The 17,216-nt window shown below is 60.8% G+C and carries 14 protein-coding genes; 4 read left to right on the top strand and 10 right to left on the bottom strand.

The annotated features are described in order from the left end of the window. The first annotated feature begins 41 nt into the window (after window positions 1-41). Window positions 42-1,238 (top strand): cell division protein FtsZ, encoded by a 1,197-nt coding sequence (ftsZ, locus tag ODQ19_RS01405; protein WP_003188685.1) that lies wholly within the window; start codon window positions 42-44, stop codon window positions 1,236-1,238. A 112-nt stretch (window positions 1,239-1,350) separates the two neighbouring features. After that, window positions 1,351-2,262, top strand: coding sequence for a UDP-3-O-acyl-N-acetylglucosamine deacetylase (gene lpxC, locus ODQ19_RS01400; protein WP_003171886.1), 912 nt, complete (start codon window positions 1,351-1,353; stop codon window positions 2,260-2,262). A gap of 173 nt (window positions 2,263-2,435) precedes the next feature. On the opposite strand, the gene ODQ19_RS01395 is transcribed toward lpxC, so the two are convergent. The 6 genes from ODQ19_RS01395 to ODQ19_RS01370 all read right to left on the bottom strand — a co-directional run bounded on the left by ODQ19_RS01395 (window position 2,436) and on the right by ODQ19_RS01370 (window position 12,125). Beyond that, the gene (locus ODQ19_RS01395; RefSeq protein WP_330209178.1) at window positions 2,436-3,932 is read right to left on the bottom strand and encodes a sensor domain-containing diguanylate cyclase; all 1,497 of its coding nucleotides are present in this window, start codon (window positions 3,930-3,932) and stop codon (window positions 2,436-2,438) included. Between the two features lie 162 nt (window positions 3,933-4,094). Further along, window positions 4,095-5,417 (bottom strand): OprD family porin, encoded by a 1,323-nt coding sequence (locus tag ODQ19_RS01390; protein ID WP_330209177.1) that lies wholly within the window; start codon window positions 5,415-5,417, stop codon window positions 4,095-4,097. A gap of 395 nt (window positions 5,418-5,812) precedes the next feature. Beyond that, window positions 5,813-7,177 (bottom strand): heavy metal sensor histidine kinase, encoded by a 1,365-nt coding sequence (locus ODQ19_RS01385; RefSeq protein ID WP_116667185.1) that lies wholly within the window; start codon window positions 7,175-7,177, stop codon window positions 5,813-5,815. Beyond that, window positions 7,167-7,859, bottom strand: coding sequence for a heavy metal response regulator transcription factor (locus tag ODQ19_RS01380; protein ID WP_014716981.1), 693 nt, complete (start codon window positions 7,857-7,859; stop codon window positions 7,167-7,169). Before ODQ19_RS01380 ends, ODQ19_RS01385 begins: the two co-directional genes overlap by 11 nt. A 7-nt stretch (window positions 7,860-7,866) precedes the next feature. After that, the gene (locus ODQ19_RS01375) at window positions 7,867-10,962 is read right to left on the bottom strand and encodes a multidrug efflux RND transporter permease subunit (protein WP_330209176.1); all 3,096 of its coding nucleotides are present in this window, start codon (window positions 10,960-10,962) and stop codon (window positions 7,867-7,869) included. Continuing rightward, window positions 10,959-12,125: an efflux RND transporter periplasmic adaptor subunit gene (locus tag ODQ19_RS01370; RefSeq protein WP_330209175.1), complete on the bottom strand. Its 1,167-nt coding sequence runs from the start codon at window positions 12,123-12,125 to the stop codon at window positions 10,959-10,961. Before ODQ19_RS01370 ends, ODQ19_RS01375 begins: the two co-directional genes overlap by 4 nt. A 214-nt stretch (window positions 12,126-12,339) precedes the next feature. Here ODQ19_RS01370 and ODQ19_RS01365 point away from each other — a divergent pair, with 214 nt between their 5' ends. Next, window positions 12,340-12,573 (top strand): hypothetical protein, encoded by a 234-nt coding sequence (locus tag ODQ19_RS01365; RefSeq protein WP_032903355.1) that lies wholly within the window; start codon window positions 12,340-12,342, stop codon window positions 12,571-12,573. A gap of 162 nt (window positions 12,574-12,735) precedes the next feature. Further along, complete coding sequence (locus tag ODQ19_RS01360) at window positions 12,736-13,518, top strand: transporter substrate-binding domain-containing protein (protein ID WP_330209174.1); 783 nt, start codon at window positions 12,736-12,738, stop codon at window positions 13,516-13,518. A gap of 282 nt (window positions 13,519-13,800) precedes the next feature. Here the strand turns inward: ODQ19_RS01360 and ODQ19_RS01355 are convergent, their stop codons facing one another. From ODQ19_RS01355 to ODQ19_RS01340, 4 genes are all read right to left on the bottom strand, one after another. Continuing rightward, a complete protein-coding gene (locus tag ODQ19_RS01355; RefSeq protein ID WP_330209173.1) occupies window positions 13,801-14,544 on the bottom strand; it encodes a YkgJ family cysteine cluster protein in 744 nt (247 codons plus the stop codon). A 108-nt stretch (window positions 14,545-14,652) separates the two neighbouring features. After that, window positions 14,653-15,135 carry a GNAT family N-acetyltransferase gene (locus ODQ19_RS01350; protein ID WP_116667192.1) on the bottom strand — a complete coding sequence of 161 codons (483 nt, stop codon included), beginning with the start codon at window positions 15,133-15,135 and terminating at the stop codon, window positions 14,653-14,655. Between the two features lie 3 nt (window positions 15,136-15,138). Further along, window positions 15,139-16,041 (bottom strand): chemotaxis protein CheV, encoded by a 903-nt coding sequence (locus ODQ19_RS01345; RefSeq protein ID WP_330209172.1) that lies wholly within the window; start codon window positions 16,039-16,041, stop codon window positions 15,139-15,141. 181 nt (window positions 16,042-16,222) lie between these two features. After that, complete coding sequence (locus ODQ19_RS01340) at window positions 16,223-17,197, bottom strand: 2-hydroxyacid dehydrogenase (protein WP_330209171.1); 975 nt, start codon at window positions 17,195-17,197, stop codon at window positions 16,223-16,225. Window positions 17,198-17,216 lie beyond the last annotated feature (19 nt).

The raw sequence follows: 17,216 nt of genomic DNA, 5'->3' as shown, positions 1-17,216 counted from the left end.
CAGTAGGCGAAAAAACTAGAGAAAACGAAAGGAGAGGGAAAATGTTTGAACTCGTAGACAACATCCCCGCTAGCCCGGTTATCAAAGTAATCGGTGTCGGCGGTGGCGGCGGCAACGCTGTCAACCACATGGTCAAGAGCAACATTGAAGGCGTTGAGTTCATCTGCGCCAACACTGATGCCCAGGCGCTGAAAAGCATCGGCGCGCGGACCATCCTGCAATTGGGCACAGCGGTGACCAAGGGCCTCGGCGCTGGCGCCAATCCGGAAGTCGGCCGTCAAGCCGCCCTGGAAGACCGCGAGCGTATTGCCGAAGTGCTGCAAGGCACCAACATGGTGTTCATCACCACCGGCATGGGCGGCGGTACCGGTACCGGTGCTGCACCGATCATTGCCGAAGTGGCCAAGGAAATGGGGATTTTGACCGTTGCTGTCGTGACGCGTCCGTTCCCGTTCGAAGGCCGCAAGCGCATGCAGATCGCCGACGAAGGTATCCGTCTGCTGTCTGAAAGCGTCGACTCGTTGATCACCATTCCCAACGAGAAACTGCTGACCATCCTGGGCAAGGATGCCAGCCTGCTGTCCGCCTTCGCCAAGGCTGACGATGTACTGGCCGGTGCCGTTCGCGGTATCTCCGACATCATCAAGCGCCCAGGCATGATCAACGTCGACTTTGCCGACGTACGTACGGTCATGAGCGAAATGGGTATGGCGATGATGGGCACTGGCTGCGCCAGCGGTCCGAACCGTGCACGCGAAGCCACCGAAGCGGCCATCCGCAACCCGTTGCTCGAAGACGTGAATCTGCAAGGTGCACGCGGCATCCTGGTGAACATCACCGCAGGTCCCGACCTGTCCCTGGGTGAGTACTCCGACGTGGGTAGCATCATCGAAGCCTTCGCGTCCGAGCACGCCATGGTCAAGGTGGGTACCGTTATCGATCCGGACATGCGTGATGAACTGCATGTGACCGTGGTTGCGACCGGCCTGGGTGCAAAAATCGAGAAGCCTGTGAAGGTCATCGACAACACCCTGCACACCAGCCAGGCCAGCCAGGCAGCTGCCGCTCCAGCCCCTGCTCGCCAGGAGCTGCCGTCGGTCAACTACCGTGACCTGGATCGTCCGACCGTGATGCGCAACCAGGCTCAGGCCGGTGCTGCGGCGTCCCGTAGCCCGAATCCGCAAGATGACCTGGACTATCTGGACATCCCGGCATTCCTGCGTCGTCAGGCCGATTAATGGAATGTATCAGGGCTATGAAGGTGATTGGTGTTCAGCAAAGGTCTGGTCTGTTATTATCGCCAGCCTTTGTTGATACCAGTTCGCAATTTGCGCTGAAGCGGTCCAAGCCATGATTAAACAACGCACCCTGAAGAATATTATCCGTGCCACAGGTGTAGGTCTGCACTCCGGGGAGAAGGTATACCTGACCCTCAAGCCCGCACCTGTCGACACCGGCATCGTGTTTGTTCGTGCCGACCTGGACCCTGTGGTGCAGATTCCTGCTCGCGCGGAAAACGTTGGCGAAACCACGATGTCGACCACTCTGGTCAACGGTGACGTCAAAGTGGACACGGTGGAGCACTTGCTCTCGGCCATGGCTGGCCTGGGCATCGATAACGCCTACGTCGAGCTCTCCGCGTCCGAAGTCCCGATCATGGATGGCAGCGCTGGACCCTTCGTATTCTTGATTCAATCTGCCGGCCTGGAAGAACAGGACGCAGCCAAGAAGTTCATTCGCATTCTGCGGGAAGTGACAGTAGAAGACGGCGACAAGCGCGCCACCTTCGTCCCGTTCGAAGGCTTTAAAGTGAGCTTTGAGATCGATTTCGATCACCCGGTATTCCGTGACCGCACCCAAAGTGCAAGCGTGGATTTTTCCAGCACTTCGTTCGTAAAAGAAGTCAGCCGCGCCCGTACCTTTGGTTTCATGAGTGACATCGAGTACCTGCGCAAGCACAACCTCGCACTCGGCGGCAGCGTGGAAAACGCCATTGTGGTCGACGCGGATGGTGTACTGAACGAAGACGGCCTTCGCTACGAAGACGAATTCGTGAAGCACAAGATCCTCGATGCAATCGGTGACCTCTACCTGCTGGGCAATAGCCTGATAGGCGAGTTCAAAGGCTTCAAGTCGGGCCACGCCCTTAACAACCAGCTGCTGCGCAAGTTGATTGAGCAGACAGATGCTTGGGAAGTCGTGACCTTCGAAGACGCCAGCACCGCACCGATCTCTTACATGCGTCCCGTTGCGGCGGTGTAAGTAACAACTCTCTTTCTTTAGTTTTGAAAGGCTGCCTTCGGGTGGCCTTTTTTTATGCCTGACGAATATCCAAATGTGGGAGCTGGCTTGCCTGCGATAGCGGCCTGCCAGTTAGCTTATAGGTAGCTGACCCACCGCGATCGCAGGCAAGCCAGCTCCCACAATTGACCTCATCAGTTTGAGGTCTTTGAAACATCCATTGTCCGGTTTCGGCCGCTGTGCTTGGCCTGATACAACGCCTGGTCAGCCTTGAGCAGCAGGTCTTCAAGGGAAATACGGCTGTGCTTCTGCCAGGTACTCAGGCCGATGCTTACGGTGATCGGCTGCTCATCCCCGGCCACTCTCGGCAGGTGCTGGACACCCTCGCGGATATGCTCGGCGATCACCCAAGCCCCCTTGGCGTCGGTATTGGGTAACACCACCGCGAATTCTTCACCACCATAACGCGCCGCCAGGTCGGCAGGGCGGCGGATATGGCTGGCGATCACATGCGCAACTACACGCAAGGCCTCATCGCCGCCCTGGTGACCGTGGCGGTCGTTGAAGGCCTTGAAGTAGTCAACATCGATCATCAGCACGCTCAACGACTCGGTGGAGCGTTGTGCCCGGTCCCATTCCAGCCGCAAGCGTTCGTCCAGCGTGCGACGGTTGGCCAGGCCGGTAAGTGCGTCGGTGGCTGCCAGTTCTGACAGCACCTGTTCAGCCCGATGGCGACGGCGCAGCTCCATGCACAGTGCCCAGGTCAGCCACAACAGGCCCACGCACAACACCCCCGTGGCAATGCTGACCAGCCACGCCGCACGCCGCCAGGGTGCGAACATTTCATTGCTGGACAAGGCCACTGCCACGATCAGCGGCAAGTTGCCCACATTAGAAAAACTGTAGAGCCGTGCCTGGCGATCGACACTGGAGATACTTTGGAAGCTGCCGTCCCGCTCGCGCAGCATGCGCGCCACATTCGGGCGCTGGCTCAGGTCCTTGTCGATGATATCTACTTCCAGCAGAGGCTCTTGCGCCAGCAGGATGCCTTGGTGGTTGAGCAGGTTGATGGTGCTGTTGCTGCCGATGTTCAAGCTGCTGAACAACTGATGAAAGTACGACAGGCGCATGGACGCGACCGCCACTCCCAGGAAGCGCCCATCCGGTGACGAAACGCGACGGCTGAACGCGATGCGCCAAGGATCGGCACACTGGCAGCGCGCCATGAACGGGCGACTGATATACAAGCCCAGGTCGGGGTTGGTGCGGTGTACCTGAAAATAATCCCGGTCGGCAAAGTTACCCAGCTTCGGCGTGAGCAGGGACGAATCGGCAATCACCTCGCCGGTCGGGTCCAACAGCAGGATATCGCCCTTGTAGGGCGCCGCTGCGGAACGATCAAACAGCACCAGGTGGCGAATACTCTCTGAGACGTCCTGCAGGTCAGTGCGCTCGGTGGCGCTGATCAAGCCTTTGAGGGCCATGTCGTAAAGTTCGACATTGCGCAGTACGTCAGCGTCGATCAATTGAGTGATGGTGTTGGCGGTGCGCTTGGCCGTCTGCAGGGTGTTGGCATGTTCACGAATCAGCAGCGCAGTGACGACCCCCAAGATCAGCAACACCGTGAGCGTGCTGCCCAGGATCAGCAGGCGCTCCGGGCGGCGGTTGGGGCGGGTAGGGCTTGAACTCATCGGGCATACTTCTGCGTTGAGAATGCCCTTAGCGTAGTAGCAACTCTTGAATATGGCTGTAGGAGCGAGCTTGCTCGCGAAAAACTCACAGACGCCGCGTTTATTCAGGAAGCACGCGTTATCGTTAACGTTTTTCGCGAGCAAGCTCGCTCCTACCTGTATTCAGAACACGTTGATCGGGTAATCCACGATCACGCGATACTCATCCACATCGCGGTCCACCGCCGAGTAGCCATTGCTGCCGCGATTGGTCGCCCATTGCAGGCGCACGGCCAAGTCCTTGGCCTTGCCGCCCTGCACCACATATTTGAGGTCGATATCGCGCTCCCAGTGCTTGGCATCCTTGCCATCGGCGCTGTACCAGTTGCTGTAGCCGCGACTGTTGGGGTCGACCTTGGTCAGGTCGGTCTTGCCGCTGATGTACGACACGGCGGACGTCAGGCCGGGCACGCCGAGGCCGGCGAAGTCGTAGGCGTACTTGAGTTTCCAGGAGCGCTCGTTGGGCCCGTTGAAATCCGAGTACTGCTGGGAGTTGTCCAGGTACACGCTGTCGCCCTGGGTGATGTAGTCGAACGGCGTGTTGCCGTTGACCCGCTGATAGGTGGCCGTGACGCTGTGGTTGCCCACGCCTACAGTGAAATGCAGGCTGTAGGTGTTGTTGTCGATATCCCCCAGCAGCGATTGGCCGGTGTCCTGGGTATGGTAGTAGTGCAGGCCGGGGGTCAGGCTGACCAGATCATTGAGGGCGTAGGTATATTCGAGGTCGTAGTAGTACTGGTGCCATACGTCCTTTAGTTCGGAGGCGTACAGGTTGCTGGTCAACCCATCAATCCCGCTGAACGACACGCCAGCCCAGTCCAGGTGCTGGCTGTCGGTGTTGGCGGGCAGCGTGCCGTAGCTGGTGCCGATGCGCCGATGGCCGCTCTGGTTGTAGAGCTTGGTGAAACTGGCCTGGCCGCCTTCGATCATCCAGCCGTCGAAGCTGTGGTTGGTCAGGCTCACGCCACGGAACGTCTGCGGCAACATGCGCGTCATGCCGCCGGCGATCACCGGGTTGTTGAGGAACAGGTCGCCGGCTTTCAGTTCCGTGTCGAAGGCGCGCAGCTTCAAGGTGCCGCCGGCCGTCGAGAACGAACCCGGCGCTTTGCCGTTGCCGCTGCCATACGGAAGGATGCTGGAACCATCCGTACCGCCACCGCCGTCGAGCTTCAGGCCGAGCATGGCATTGACGTCCAGGCCGAAGCCGACGGTGCCCTGGGTGTAGCCGGATTCGAAGGTGCCGATAAAGCCCTGGCCCCATTCCTTGCTGTCATCTTGATGGATGTCGCGACGGTCGCGGTTCATGTAGTAGTTGCGAGTGTTGATCGTGAGGTGGGAGCCTTCGACGAAACCGTCTGTGGAGGAAGTGTCTGCCGCCTGGGCGAGAGGTGCGATCGTTGCTGCAATCGCGAGGAATAACGGGGTGAACGTCAGCGAGTTCTTCACCGGTAAAGCTCCTTTGGTCAATCCATAACGGCCAGTGTCGTGAGGGTGTGCCCGGCCTTTTTTTACGGCAAAAAAAAGCCGCTGAAGTCAGCGGCTTTAAGACAGATTCCCAGTGTAGAGCCCTGGAAATAAGTCGAGGGAAATTCGGGTAAGCGGGTCAGCTGTCTTTGCCGTCGCGCTCATCGGTGCGTCAAAGTAACGCAGGCGAGCGCTGCGATACAGAGTGTAACAAGATAATAACTATTGCCCAAATCGCAACAGTGCGGATGTACTTCGATCAAAGTGTGGGAGCGGGCTTGCTCGCGAATTCGGTGTGTCAGTTACAGATATATTGACTGATACACCGAATTCGCGAGCAAGCCCGCTCCCACATTTGACTCAAGCGTTCTTACGATCTAGACCGGCAGGGTGATACCAAACGTATTGCCACCGCCTTCACTGCGCACAAACACATCCCCCCCATGCATCAACGCAATCGCCTTGACGATCGCCAGCCCCAGCCCGTGATTGGCCCCGCTGTTGCTGCGCGAGGCATCCACCCGATAGAAGCGTTCGAACAGGCGTGGCAAGTGTTCGCTGGCAATGGCCTCGCCGGGGTTGGTCACGCCAATCGTCACCTGGTGTGCCTGCACTTCAATGTGCACGTCGATGACTTGCCCCGGCGCGGTGTGTTGCACGGCATTGCTCAGTAGATTGATCAGTGCGCGACGCAGGTGGGCTTTTTCGATCTGCACCACGGCATCGCCGTGCACGCGCACTTCGACCTGGGCGTCTTCGAGGATGAAGTCCAGGTAGTCGAGGGTGGTGGCCACTTCATCGGCCAGGGCGCTTTCGATCAGCTTGGTGGCCTTGCTGCCTTGGTCAGCGCTGGCGAGGAACAGCATGTCATTGATGATCGAGCGCAGGCGTTCCAGCTCTTCCAGGTTCGATTGCAGCACCTCGAAATATTGCTCTGCCGACCGGCCGCGAGTGAGGGCAACCTGGGTCTGGCCGATCAGGTTGGTGAGCGGCGAACGCAGTTCGTGGGCAACGTCGGCGTTGAACGATTCCAGGCGCGAATACGCCTGTTCAACCCGGTCGAGGGTGGCGTTGAACGAGTTGACGAATTGGCTCAATTCCGGCGGCAGCGGCGACAGATGCAGGCGTCCGGAGAGTTTCGGCGGCGCAAGCTTTTGCGCCTCATCCGAGAGTTTGCCCAGGGGCTTGAGGCCGATACGCGCGACCCAGAACCCCAACAGCGCCGCCAGTATTACACCCACCAGCGCGAGGCTGACCAATGCCACCAGCAAGTGGTGCTGGGTGGCGCGGAAGTTTTCCGTGTCGATAGCGATCATGAAGCGCAACGCCGGGCGTTGGTCCTTGGCTGCAAACTGGCTGACCAGCACCTTGAAGGGATAATCGTGACCCGGCAGGCGCAGGTCGCGCTTACCCGTGGCGCCCTCGGCAAAGGCGCGAACCTGTGCGTCCGGCTCACCGTATTCATAGCTCGGGTCGCTGCTGACCACCCAGAAACGGATGCGCTTGTCTTCTTCCCCCAACAGCTTGAGCTTGGACCTGATCTTGACCCAATGCTCCGGCGTGCCGAAGCGATTGATCGACGATTCCAGCACGCTGTAGCGCGCATCCAACTCGGCACCTGGCAACAACCCCAGGCCACGGTCGACCTGCTGGTACAGCGCGCCGCCGATCAACAGAAAGATCAGCAGCGCCACCAGGGTGAACATGCCACTCAGGCGCAGGGCGATGGAATTAGCGACCACTGTGGTTTTCCTGCATGCGGTTCTCCAGCACATAGCCCATGCCGCGAATGGTGTGCAGCAGCTTGTGTTCGAACGGCCCGTCGAGCTTGGCGCGCAGGCGCTTGATCGCCACTTCCACCACGTTGGCATCGCTGTCGAAATTGATGTCCCAGACCATCTCGGCAATCGCCGTCTTGGACAGGATCTCGCCCTGGCGCCGCGCCAATACGCTGAGCAGCGAGAACTCCTTGGCGGTCAGGTCCAGGCGTACACCGTTGCGGCTGGCCTTGCGGCTGATCAGGTCGATCCACAGGTCTGCGACGGTGACCTGCACCGGTTCATGGCCGCCGCTGCGGCGGGTCAGGGCTTGCAGGCGGGCCACCAGTTCCAGGAACGAAAACGGCTTGCCCAGATAATCGTCGGCGCCTTCGCGCAGGCCGCGGATGCGGTCTTCCACGCGTTCGCGCGCGGTAAGCATGATCACCGGCGTCTGCTTGCGGGCGCGTAAGGCGCGCAATACACCGAAGCCATCCAGGCCGGGCAGCATCACGTCGAGCACGATCACGGCGTAATCGTTTTCCAGCGCCAGGTGCAGGCCCTCAATGCCTTCACGGGCCACATCGACGGTGTAGCCTTGCTCTGTCAGGCCGCGGTGCAGGTAGTCCGCGGTTTTTTCTTCATCTTCAATAATCAGGACGCGCATGACCGCCTCAGTGTGTGGTCGCCAGCGTCAGCGCTGGTTTGGGCCTGTGGAAAAAACGTTCAAGGTACAAGTATATGACCGGCGTGGTGAACAGCGTCAGCGCCTGGCTCACCAGCAAGCCACCGACCACCGCGATGCCCAGCGGCTGGCGCAACTCCGCCCCCGGGCCAGCGCCGAGCATCAACGGCACTGCGCCGAGCAACGCGGCAAGGGTGGTCATGATGATCGGCCGGAACCGTGTCACGCAGGCTTCATAAATCGCATCTTCGGGCGGCAGCCCGCGTACCCGCTGCGCCTCCAGGGCGAAGTCGATCATCAAGATACCGTTTTTCTTCACGATGCCGATTAGCAGTACCAGGCCGATCAAGGCCATGATCGAAAAGTCCTGGCCCAGCAGCCACAGCATGATCAGCGCACCGAGGCCCGCCGAGGGCAGGGTGGAAATGATCGTCAGCGGGTGCACAAAACTCTCATACAGCACACCCAGAATAATGTAGACCGCTACCAGCGCCGCGAGGATCAGCCAGGGTTGGCTGGCCAGCGAGCTCTGGAACGCCTGGGCCGCGCCCTGGAAGTTGCCGATGATTGTGCTCGGCATCCCGATTTCGTTCTTGGCCTGGTCGAGCATAATCACCGCGTCGCCCAGGGCCACGCCGGGCGCCAGGTTGAACGACAGGTTGGCGGCGGGGAACATGCCGTCATGGCTGATGGACAACGGCCCGACCGTGGGCGGGTCGACCTTGGCCAGTGCCGACAGCGGCACCATTTCATTGGTCAATGGCGAGCGCAGGTAAAAAAAGTTGAGGCTTTCGGCCTTGCCGCGCTGTTGGCTGTCCAGTTCAAGTATCACTTGGTACTGGTTGATCTCGGTCTGGAACTCGTTGATCTGGCGCTGGCCGAAGGCATCGTACAACGCCTGGTCGACATCGGTGGCGGTCAGCCCGAAACGTGCGGCGGCCTGGCGGTCGATGCTTATGTGGGTGATGCTGCCGCCCAGTTGCAGGTCGTTGGACAGGTCGCGAAACGCCGGGTTGGCGCGCAGTTTTTCGGTGAGGCGTTGGGTCCAGGTGTTCAGCGTCGGGCCGTCGTTGCTCTTGAGCACATATTGATACTGGGCGCGGCTGGGGCCGGAGCTCAAGTTGATGTCCTGGCCGGCGCGCAGGTACAGCACGATGCCCGGCACCTTCGCCAGTTGGGGGCGGATGCGGTCGATGAACTGGCTGGCGGACACATCGCGCTCACTGCGGTCTTTCAAGGCGATCCAGAAGCGGCCGTTGGCGATGGTCTGGTTGCTGCCGGTGACGCCGACCGAATGGGAAAACGCCTGCACCGCCGGGTCGGCCTTGACGATCTCGGCCAGGGCCTTGTGTTTGGCGACCATGTCCTTGTACGACACGTCGGCCGCTGCTTCGCTGGTGCCGAGCACAAAACCGGTGTCCTGCACCGGGAAGAACCCCTTGGGGATAAACACATAGCCGACCACCGCCAGGGCCAGGGTTACCACGAAGATCGCGACCATGCTGCGTTGGTGCGCCAGGGCACGGCGCAGGTTGCGCGCATAGCCGGCCAGCAGGCGTTCGCTGAAGCTGGGTTTGGCGTGGGCAGGGTGGGTAGGGGCACGCATGAACAAGGCGGCCAGCGTCGGTGCCAATGTCAGCGAAACCACCACTGAAATCAGAATGGTCGCGGTGGCCGTCAACGCAAATTCCTTGAACAACCGCCCGACCACACCGCCCATGAACAACAGCGGAATAAACGCTGCTACCAGCGAGAAGCTGATGGACACCACGGTAAAGCCAATTTCGCCGGAGCCCTTGATCGCCGCTTCGCGCTTGCCCAGGCCAGCCTCCAGGTGCCGATGGATGTTCTCCACCACCACAATCGCATCGTCCACCACAAAGCCCACGGCGATCACGATGGCCACCAGGGTCAGGTTGTTCAGGCTGAACCCCATCACATACATCAGGGCGAAACTGGCCACCAGCGAGACACCCAGCACCGCAGACACAATCAGCGTCGCCGACAGTTGACGCAGGAACAACGCCATCACCGCCACCACCAGCAGGATGGCGATCAGCAGGGTCATTTCCACTTCATGCAGTGAGGCGCGGATGGTCTTGGTACGGTCGGTCAACACGCTGACCTGCACCGAGGCCGGCAACATGCCTTGCAGGCGCGGCAGCTCGGCTTGAATGCGCTCGACGGTGTCGACGATGTTGGCGCCAGGCTGGCGCGAAATCACCAGGTTCACCCCTGGGGTATCGCCGGACCAGGCTTGTACGTAGGCGTTTTCCGAGCCGTTGATGACGTTGGCGATATCGCGCAGTTGAACCGGCGCACCGTCCTTGTAGGAAACGATCAGTTGGCCGTATTCCTCCGGGTGAAACAGCTGGTCGTTGGTCGACAGGGTGGACACGCTGTTTTCGCCATAGATCGCGCCCTTGGCCAGGTTGAGGCTCGACTGCTGGATGGCCAGGCGTATATCGGCGAGCGTCAGGCCGATGGCCGCGAGCTTATCAGGGGACGCCTGCACGCGAATCGCCGGGCGTTGCTGGCCGGTGATGTTGATCTGGCCGACGCCGTCGATCTGGCTGATCTGGCGCGCCAGCAGGGTTTCCACGTAGTCGCTCAGCTCGGTGCTGGGCATGCTGCTGGAACTGACGCTGAGGATCAACACCGGGCTGTCCGCCGGGTTGACCTTCCTCCAGGTGGGCAAGCTCGGCATGTCGCTGGGCAACTTGCCGGACGCGGTGTTGATCGCGGCCTGGACCTCCTGGGCGGCGGTGTCGATGCTTTTTTCCAGGGTGAACTGCAGGGTCAAGAGGCTGGAGCCCAAGGCGCTGCTGGAGGTCATCTGGGTCATGCCGGGGATGGCACTGAACTGCACCTCAAGAGGCGTGGCCACCGATGAGGCCATAGTGTCCGGGCTGGCGCCGTGTAGTTGCGCGGTGACCTGGATGGTCGGGAATTCCGCTTCCGGCAGCGGCGCGACGGCCAGGTTCGGGAAGGCAATAATCCCCAGCAACACCAATGCGAAGGTCAACAGCAGGGTGGCGACCGGGTGATCAACGCACCAGGCCGAGGGCGACCGGCTTGCACTCATGGCTGCACCTGGGCGTTGGCGGTGTGGATCACTTGCGGCGGCTCCTTGAGCACCTCCACCTGCGCACCGGCCTTGAGCCGCGATTGCCCATCGCTGACCAGCACATCGCCGGCCTGCACGCCTTTGATGATATTGATGTCGCTGTTCTGGTAGGCGACCTGCACCGGCACCACCTCGACTTTGTCAGCGCTTACGCGGTACACGAAATGTGAGTCCAGCCCACGCTGCACCACGGTCGGCGGCACCACCAGGGCGTTCTTGTCGAGGGCCGTCTGGATCTTGATGGTCACCAGTTGCCCCGGCCATAGCTTATGCGCCGGGTTGCTGAACTCGGCCTTGGCGCGCAGGGTGCCGGTGGTGGAGCTGATCTGGTTGTCGATCAGGCTCAGGTGGCCTTCGCCGAGCAGGTCGCCGGTCTGGCTGTCGGTGTCGGCGCCCAGGTAGGCGTCGACGGTGGCCCGCGTTGGGGCAGCGATCAGGCCCTGCAAGGTCGGCAGCATCTGCTGCGGCAAGGAAAACTCAATGGCAATCGGGTCGAGCTGGGTGACTGAGAACAGCCCCTGGGTATCGCTCATGCGCAGGAAGTTGCCTTCGTCCACATTGCGGATGCCCACGCGACCGCTGACAGGTGAGCGAATCTGGGTATAGGAAAGTTGTACTTGAGCCGCATCAATGGCCGCCTGGTTGCCCTGCGCGGTGGCCTTGAGCTGGTTGACCAGCGCCTGTTGCTGGTCATAGGTCTGTTTGGACACGCCGTCGTCGATGCTCAGCGCTTTGTAGCGCTTGAGATTGACCAACGCCACTTGCAACTGTGCCTGGCTTTCGCCCAATTGCGCCCTGGCTTGGTCGAGGCTGGCGCGGATCGAACGGTCATCGATGGTCGCCAGCAAGTCGCCGGCCTTCACCGATTGGCCTTCCTTGACCAGCAGCTGGGTGAGGATGCCGTCGATCTGCGGGCGAATCACCACGCTATGCAACGACAGCACTGAGCCGATGCCGCTGACAAACCTGGGAACGTCCTGTTGCGCGACGCTCACCACCCGTACCGGGATCGCCGTGGGCGCAGCCAGCCGGGGCTTGGCAGGCCGTGTTACGGCCCAGGCGGCCACCGCCAGTATCAAGAGGACGCCCACCATCAGGGCCGTGTTTCGTTTTATCTGCATGGGAGGGGCCGGGGCGTAGTTGCACGTTTTAAGCTGCAAGCTGCCAGTTGAAGGTTGGGTAGCTGCTTTATAGCCCGGTAATACGGTCAGCACGGTGACGCCAAACTGACAGCCGCGACAGCTAGCGCTTCTTACTTGTGGCTTGAGGCTTACCGCTTGCCGCTTTGCCCCCGTATACTCGCGCTTTTACACCTATAGCTGCGCCGGAGCCCCTATGACTTCCCCAACCCAACCCCCTGTCGACGCGGCTGACCTCGTCGATTCGGCCACCGCCGACGGCGTTGAAAAAACCGAGATTCCGGCGTTCAAGTTCCCCTTCAAACCGGGTGAGCTGGCTGGCGCCAAGCATGCCAGCCAGCCCTGGTACAAAGGCGGCGCCAAGAACGGCCATACCAAGACGCCAGGCATGGCGCCTCCGGGCACTCGCCGGTCCATGGGTAAACGCTGAGATTAAAACTGTGTGTGCGTTATAGGCTGTTGCCTACATTGCCCGTAGAAATTTCTGCTTGTAGGTCCGCGACCGATTCTTGAAAGCTTGCACAGCGTTTGCTTCGTCCCGATGACGCTCATCGGGGCGTGGTGAGTCAGCTTTCCGGAAAAGGACATTCCCGTGGCCCTGATACACCTCTGTGCGGTGCTTGCCCTCTTGCTCTCGACAAGTGTCGTTGCCGCCGACGTTCAACCGCAGCGTGAAATCCGTTTCGCCGTCGCTGCGCATTTTCCTCCTTTTCAAAGCCGCAATTCCCAAGGGCAATTGGTGGGTCTGAATATCGAGCTGGGCAATGCCCTGTGCGAGCAACTCAACGTGCGCTGTACCTGGGTTGACCAGGTTGTCATGGAAAATTTCCCGGCCCTCGAAGCCCGGCAGTTCGACGCGATCATGGGCATGGCGCCCACCTGCAGTCGGCGGCGACGGGTGAGTTTTACTGATGATCTCTACCCGATCACCACTCGGCTGGTGGCGCGTAAAACCTCGGGCCTGCGCCCTGAGCGAAGGTCGCTCAGGGGCAAGCGTGTCGGGGTGCTGGTGCGCAGTAATCGGGAAGCCTTTGCCCTGTCGCAGTGGGCGCCGGCAGGGGTAATCATCAGGAGTTTCTGGCTCAACGACCAACTGGTGCAGAGCCTGGTTTCGGGCGATATTGACGCGTCCCTTCAAGGTGCCGTGGAGATCCGTGAAGCGCTGCTAGACACGCCCCAAGGCCTGGACTTCAGTTTCATGGGGCCGCCTGTGTCGTCTGGCCTGTTGGGTAATAGCGTGGCGATTGCGGTGCGAAAAACCGATACCGCGTTGCGTAATGAGCTAAACCACGCGCTTGAGCAACTGATGCAGAATGGCGAATACCAGCGCATCCTCCAGCCCTATCGCCTCGATGTATTGCCTGCCCGTCCATGATCGCTAATGTGGGAATGCAACTCTGCTCCCGTGATGGCCTGACTGCCGGCGCCTATCTACCTGACGCGCAGAGCTCAAAATGTGGGAGCTGGCTTGCCTGCGATGACGGTATGACAGCCAAGGACTTTTACCTGACACCCCGCAACCCATATGTGGCATCAAGGGGCGTCGGGGAAATTGGCGTCGAATGGTAGGCCGTCACGGGAGCAAGCTCCTTCGCCACAGGTCCAGCGTCGCGCTGAAGTTGAGTCGATACCCAAACCGTCATGAGGCCGCAGCGGCCTAAGCCGCCCTCAACGAGATAAACGCATAATTGGCCGGCACCTCAGTGGCAACTTGCGCCCCGGCATCCAGCACCTGTTCAGCGATGTCCATCCCGGACACATGAAACACCCATTCATTGGCCACTACCGGCTGTTCAACCGCCTGTTCAATGGCCTGGGCAAACGCCTGCATATCCGGCAAGTACGCGGTAAACCCGTCGCCTTTGAGCGCGGTCGTGTGGATGCCGAGCAACGCGCACACCGCTTCTTTGGTCTGCACGTCATCACGGTCGGCCTGGCGTGAACGGCGAATCAGTTCGGCCAGTTGCGCGTCCATCAACTCGCCACCGACGATCAGCGCGGGGCCTTGCTCCCAGGATTCCGGCGGGCAGTCCTTGGCGCTCGGGTTCAGCGGGATATGCGGGTTGATCTCCATCGGGTAGATGCGGCACACCAGCGGGCGCCGTTCGTAGATGCGGCAGCGGTTGTCTTCGTCAAGATTCCGGCAGCGTCCTGCGTTGTAGGCGGCAAAGGTAATTGCCACAAACGCCTCGGTATTGCCGCTAGGCACGACCACTGAGCGGCGCTCGGCGTGTTCCCGTTGTTGCAGGGGCAGGCCCAGGCCATTGCTGAGAAAGCCCTCGACCAGAACGATGACGTTGCCGCCGTCCGCCGCCCAGATGCGGGCTTCTTCGAGGGTCAGGGGCACGTGATGGTCGCTGCAGCATTTGCCGCAACCGACGCAGGAAAAGTGTGTGTTCATGGCGGATCTGTCACCAGGCAAGGTCAGAGGGCACGCTTGAGGGGTGACGGGTTTTTACCTCTATCTACCGCTCAGGGGCTCTGGAAGCAAGTTATGCGCCAGTGAGGGTCAGCCCTTGGGTACGATGTCGCGAAGCACAAACCGCATGCCCGCACTTTCATACAGGTGCCGGGCGCGTAGGTTGCTCTCCAGCACCTTGAGGTCCACATAGGGTTCGCCGCGCTGCTTGAACACCTGGAAGCTGTGCAGCAGCAAGGCGCGGCCCAGCCCTTGGCCTTGGGCACAGGGGTGTACGGCCAGGTTTTTGATAAAGGCGCTGGTCCAGCATTGGGCCACTGCGAGAACACCGTCGTGGTTGCTGGCCACCAGGCACAGCGTCGGGTCGTACTCGGCATCGGTGACGAACTGCTGGCGCCACTCCTCCAGGTGGCCGACACGGCCGCCGCCCTGGTCCTGGGTCATGCGCAGCACGGCATGGATCGCCGGGGCCAGCTCATCGCGATAATGATCCAGCCGGGTATCCGCTGGCCACTGCGGGGCGGGCAGGCTGCCGGTGAGGTCGCGACGCAGCAACTGGTAATACTCGGCCAAGGCTTACAGGCTCTTTTGCGCCACGGTTTGGGCGGCGACCACCAGGCATTTGGTCAGTTCTGGGGATGAGAACTTGGTGAGTACCGAGTCCGCACCGGCCAGGCGCGCTTTTTCGCTGTTCATCGCGCTGTCCAGGGAGGTGTGCAACAGCACGTAGAGGTCCTTGAAATCCGGGGTTTCGCGCAACGTGCGGGTGAGGGCGTAGCCGTCCATCTCAGACATCTCGATGTCCGACACCACCACGTTGATCTGTTCAACCGTGCCTTGCAGCTCCAGCAACACGTCGATGGCTTCCTTGGCGCTGCGGGCGGTGTGGCAGGTCAGGCCGAGGTTGCGCAGGGTGTGTACCGATTGCTGCAAAGCCACTTGGCTGTCGTCCACCACCAGGATGCGGGCGTTGCCCAGCACTTCGGCTTCTTCCATGGTCAGGTCGGTCGGAGCCGCTTCAATCGGTGCCGGGGCGATGCCGTGGATGACTTTCTCGATATCCAGCACCTGCACCAGGCCACCTTCCACTTGGGTAACCCCGGTGATAAACGCCCGATTGCCGCCGGAGCCGTAGGGCGGCGGGCGGATATCGGTGGTCAGGCAATGCACGATCTTGCTCACCGCCTGCACGTGCAGGCCCTGTTTGGAACGGCTGACATCGGTGACGATCAGGCAGCCGCCGTCCGGGTCTTGCAAGGGCATTTCACCCAGGGCGCGGCTCAAGTCGATCACCGACAACGAAGCGCCGCGCAAGGTGGCAATGCCTTTGACGTGCGGGTGGGACTCCGGCAGCTTGGTCAACGGCGGGCAGGGGATGATCTCGCTGACTTTCAACAGGTTGATGGCCATCAGCTTGCCGCTGCGCAAGGTAAAGAGCAGAAGCGAGAGTGAGTCTGCGCGGGCTTTGGTGGTGGACATAAAAACCTTCTGTGGATCAGGGATGACGATCTATACACCGTTATCGACCCTGGCCCCGAAAACTGTAGCAACACGCTTGTTGTGGCGAGGGAGCTTGCTCCCGCTGGAGTGCGCAGCGCTCCCAAGCTTTTGGGGCCGCTTCGCAGCCCAGCGGGAGCAAGCTCCCTCGCCACAGGATGTCTCAGCCCTTCCAGACCTGCGGGTTCACAAGATCCTGCGGGCGTTGGCCAAGCAGGGCGCTGCGCAGGTTATCCAAAGCGCGGTTGGCCATGGCTTCGCGGGTTTCACCGGTGGCCGAACCAATATGCGGTAGGGTCACCGCATTGCTCAGCTGGAACAACGGCGATTCAGCCAGCGGTTCCTTTTCATACACATCCAGCCCTGCACCACGAATGCGCTGGGTTTGCAGGGCTTCGACCAGCGCCGGCTCATCCACCACTGGCCCTCGGGAGATATTGATCAGGATCGCGCTGGACTTCATCAACCCCAGCTCGCGGGTGCTGATCAGGTGACGGGTCTTGTCGCTCAACGGCACCACCAGGCAGACGAAATCCGCCTCGGCCAGCAACTGCTCCAGGCTGCGAAACTGCGCGCCCAGTTCCTGCTCCAGCGCGGTCTTGCGGCTATTGCCGCTGTAAAGGATCGGCATATTGAAGCCCAGGCGCCCACGCCGCGCCACGGCTGCGCCGATATTGCCCATGCCGACGATGCCCAGGGTCTTGCCGTGCACATCGCAACCAAACAAAGGCGCGCCCACGCTGGCTTTCCATTGGCCGGCCTTGGTCCAGGCATCCAGTTCGGCCACGCGGCGGGCGCTGCTCATCAGCAACGCAAAGGCCAGGTCGGCAGTGCTCTCGGTGAGCACATCGGGGGTATTGGTGAGGAGGATTCCGCGCTCGTTGAAGTACGGCACGTCGTAGTTGTCGTAGCCCACCGACACGCTGGACACCACCTCCAGCTTGCTCGCGCTTTCAAGCTGCTCGCGGCCCAGCTTGCGGCCCACGCCGATCAAGCCATGGGCATGGGGCAGGGCTTCATTGAACTGAGCATTGATGTCACCCAGCTTGGGGTTGGGCACGATCACCTCGAAATCCTGTTGCAGGCGTTCGATCATCGGTGGGGTGATACGGCTGAAGGCCAGGACAGTCTTTTTCATGGCAGGCGGGCTCATCGAC

Origin of the sequence: Pseudomonas sp. AM4(2022), from assembly GCF_036346515.1 — a bacterium.
Lineage (GTDB): Bacteria > Pseudomonadota > Gammaproteobacteria > Pseudomonadales > Pseudomonadaceae > Aquipseudomonas > Aquipseudomonas paracarnis.
The sequence above is the reverse complement of the archived record's forward strand: the minus strand, read 5'-3'. Positions and strand labels throughout refer to the sequence as shown.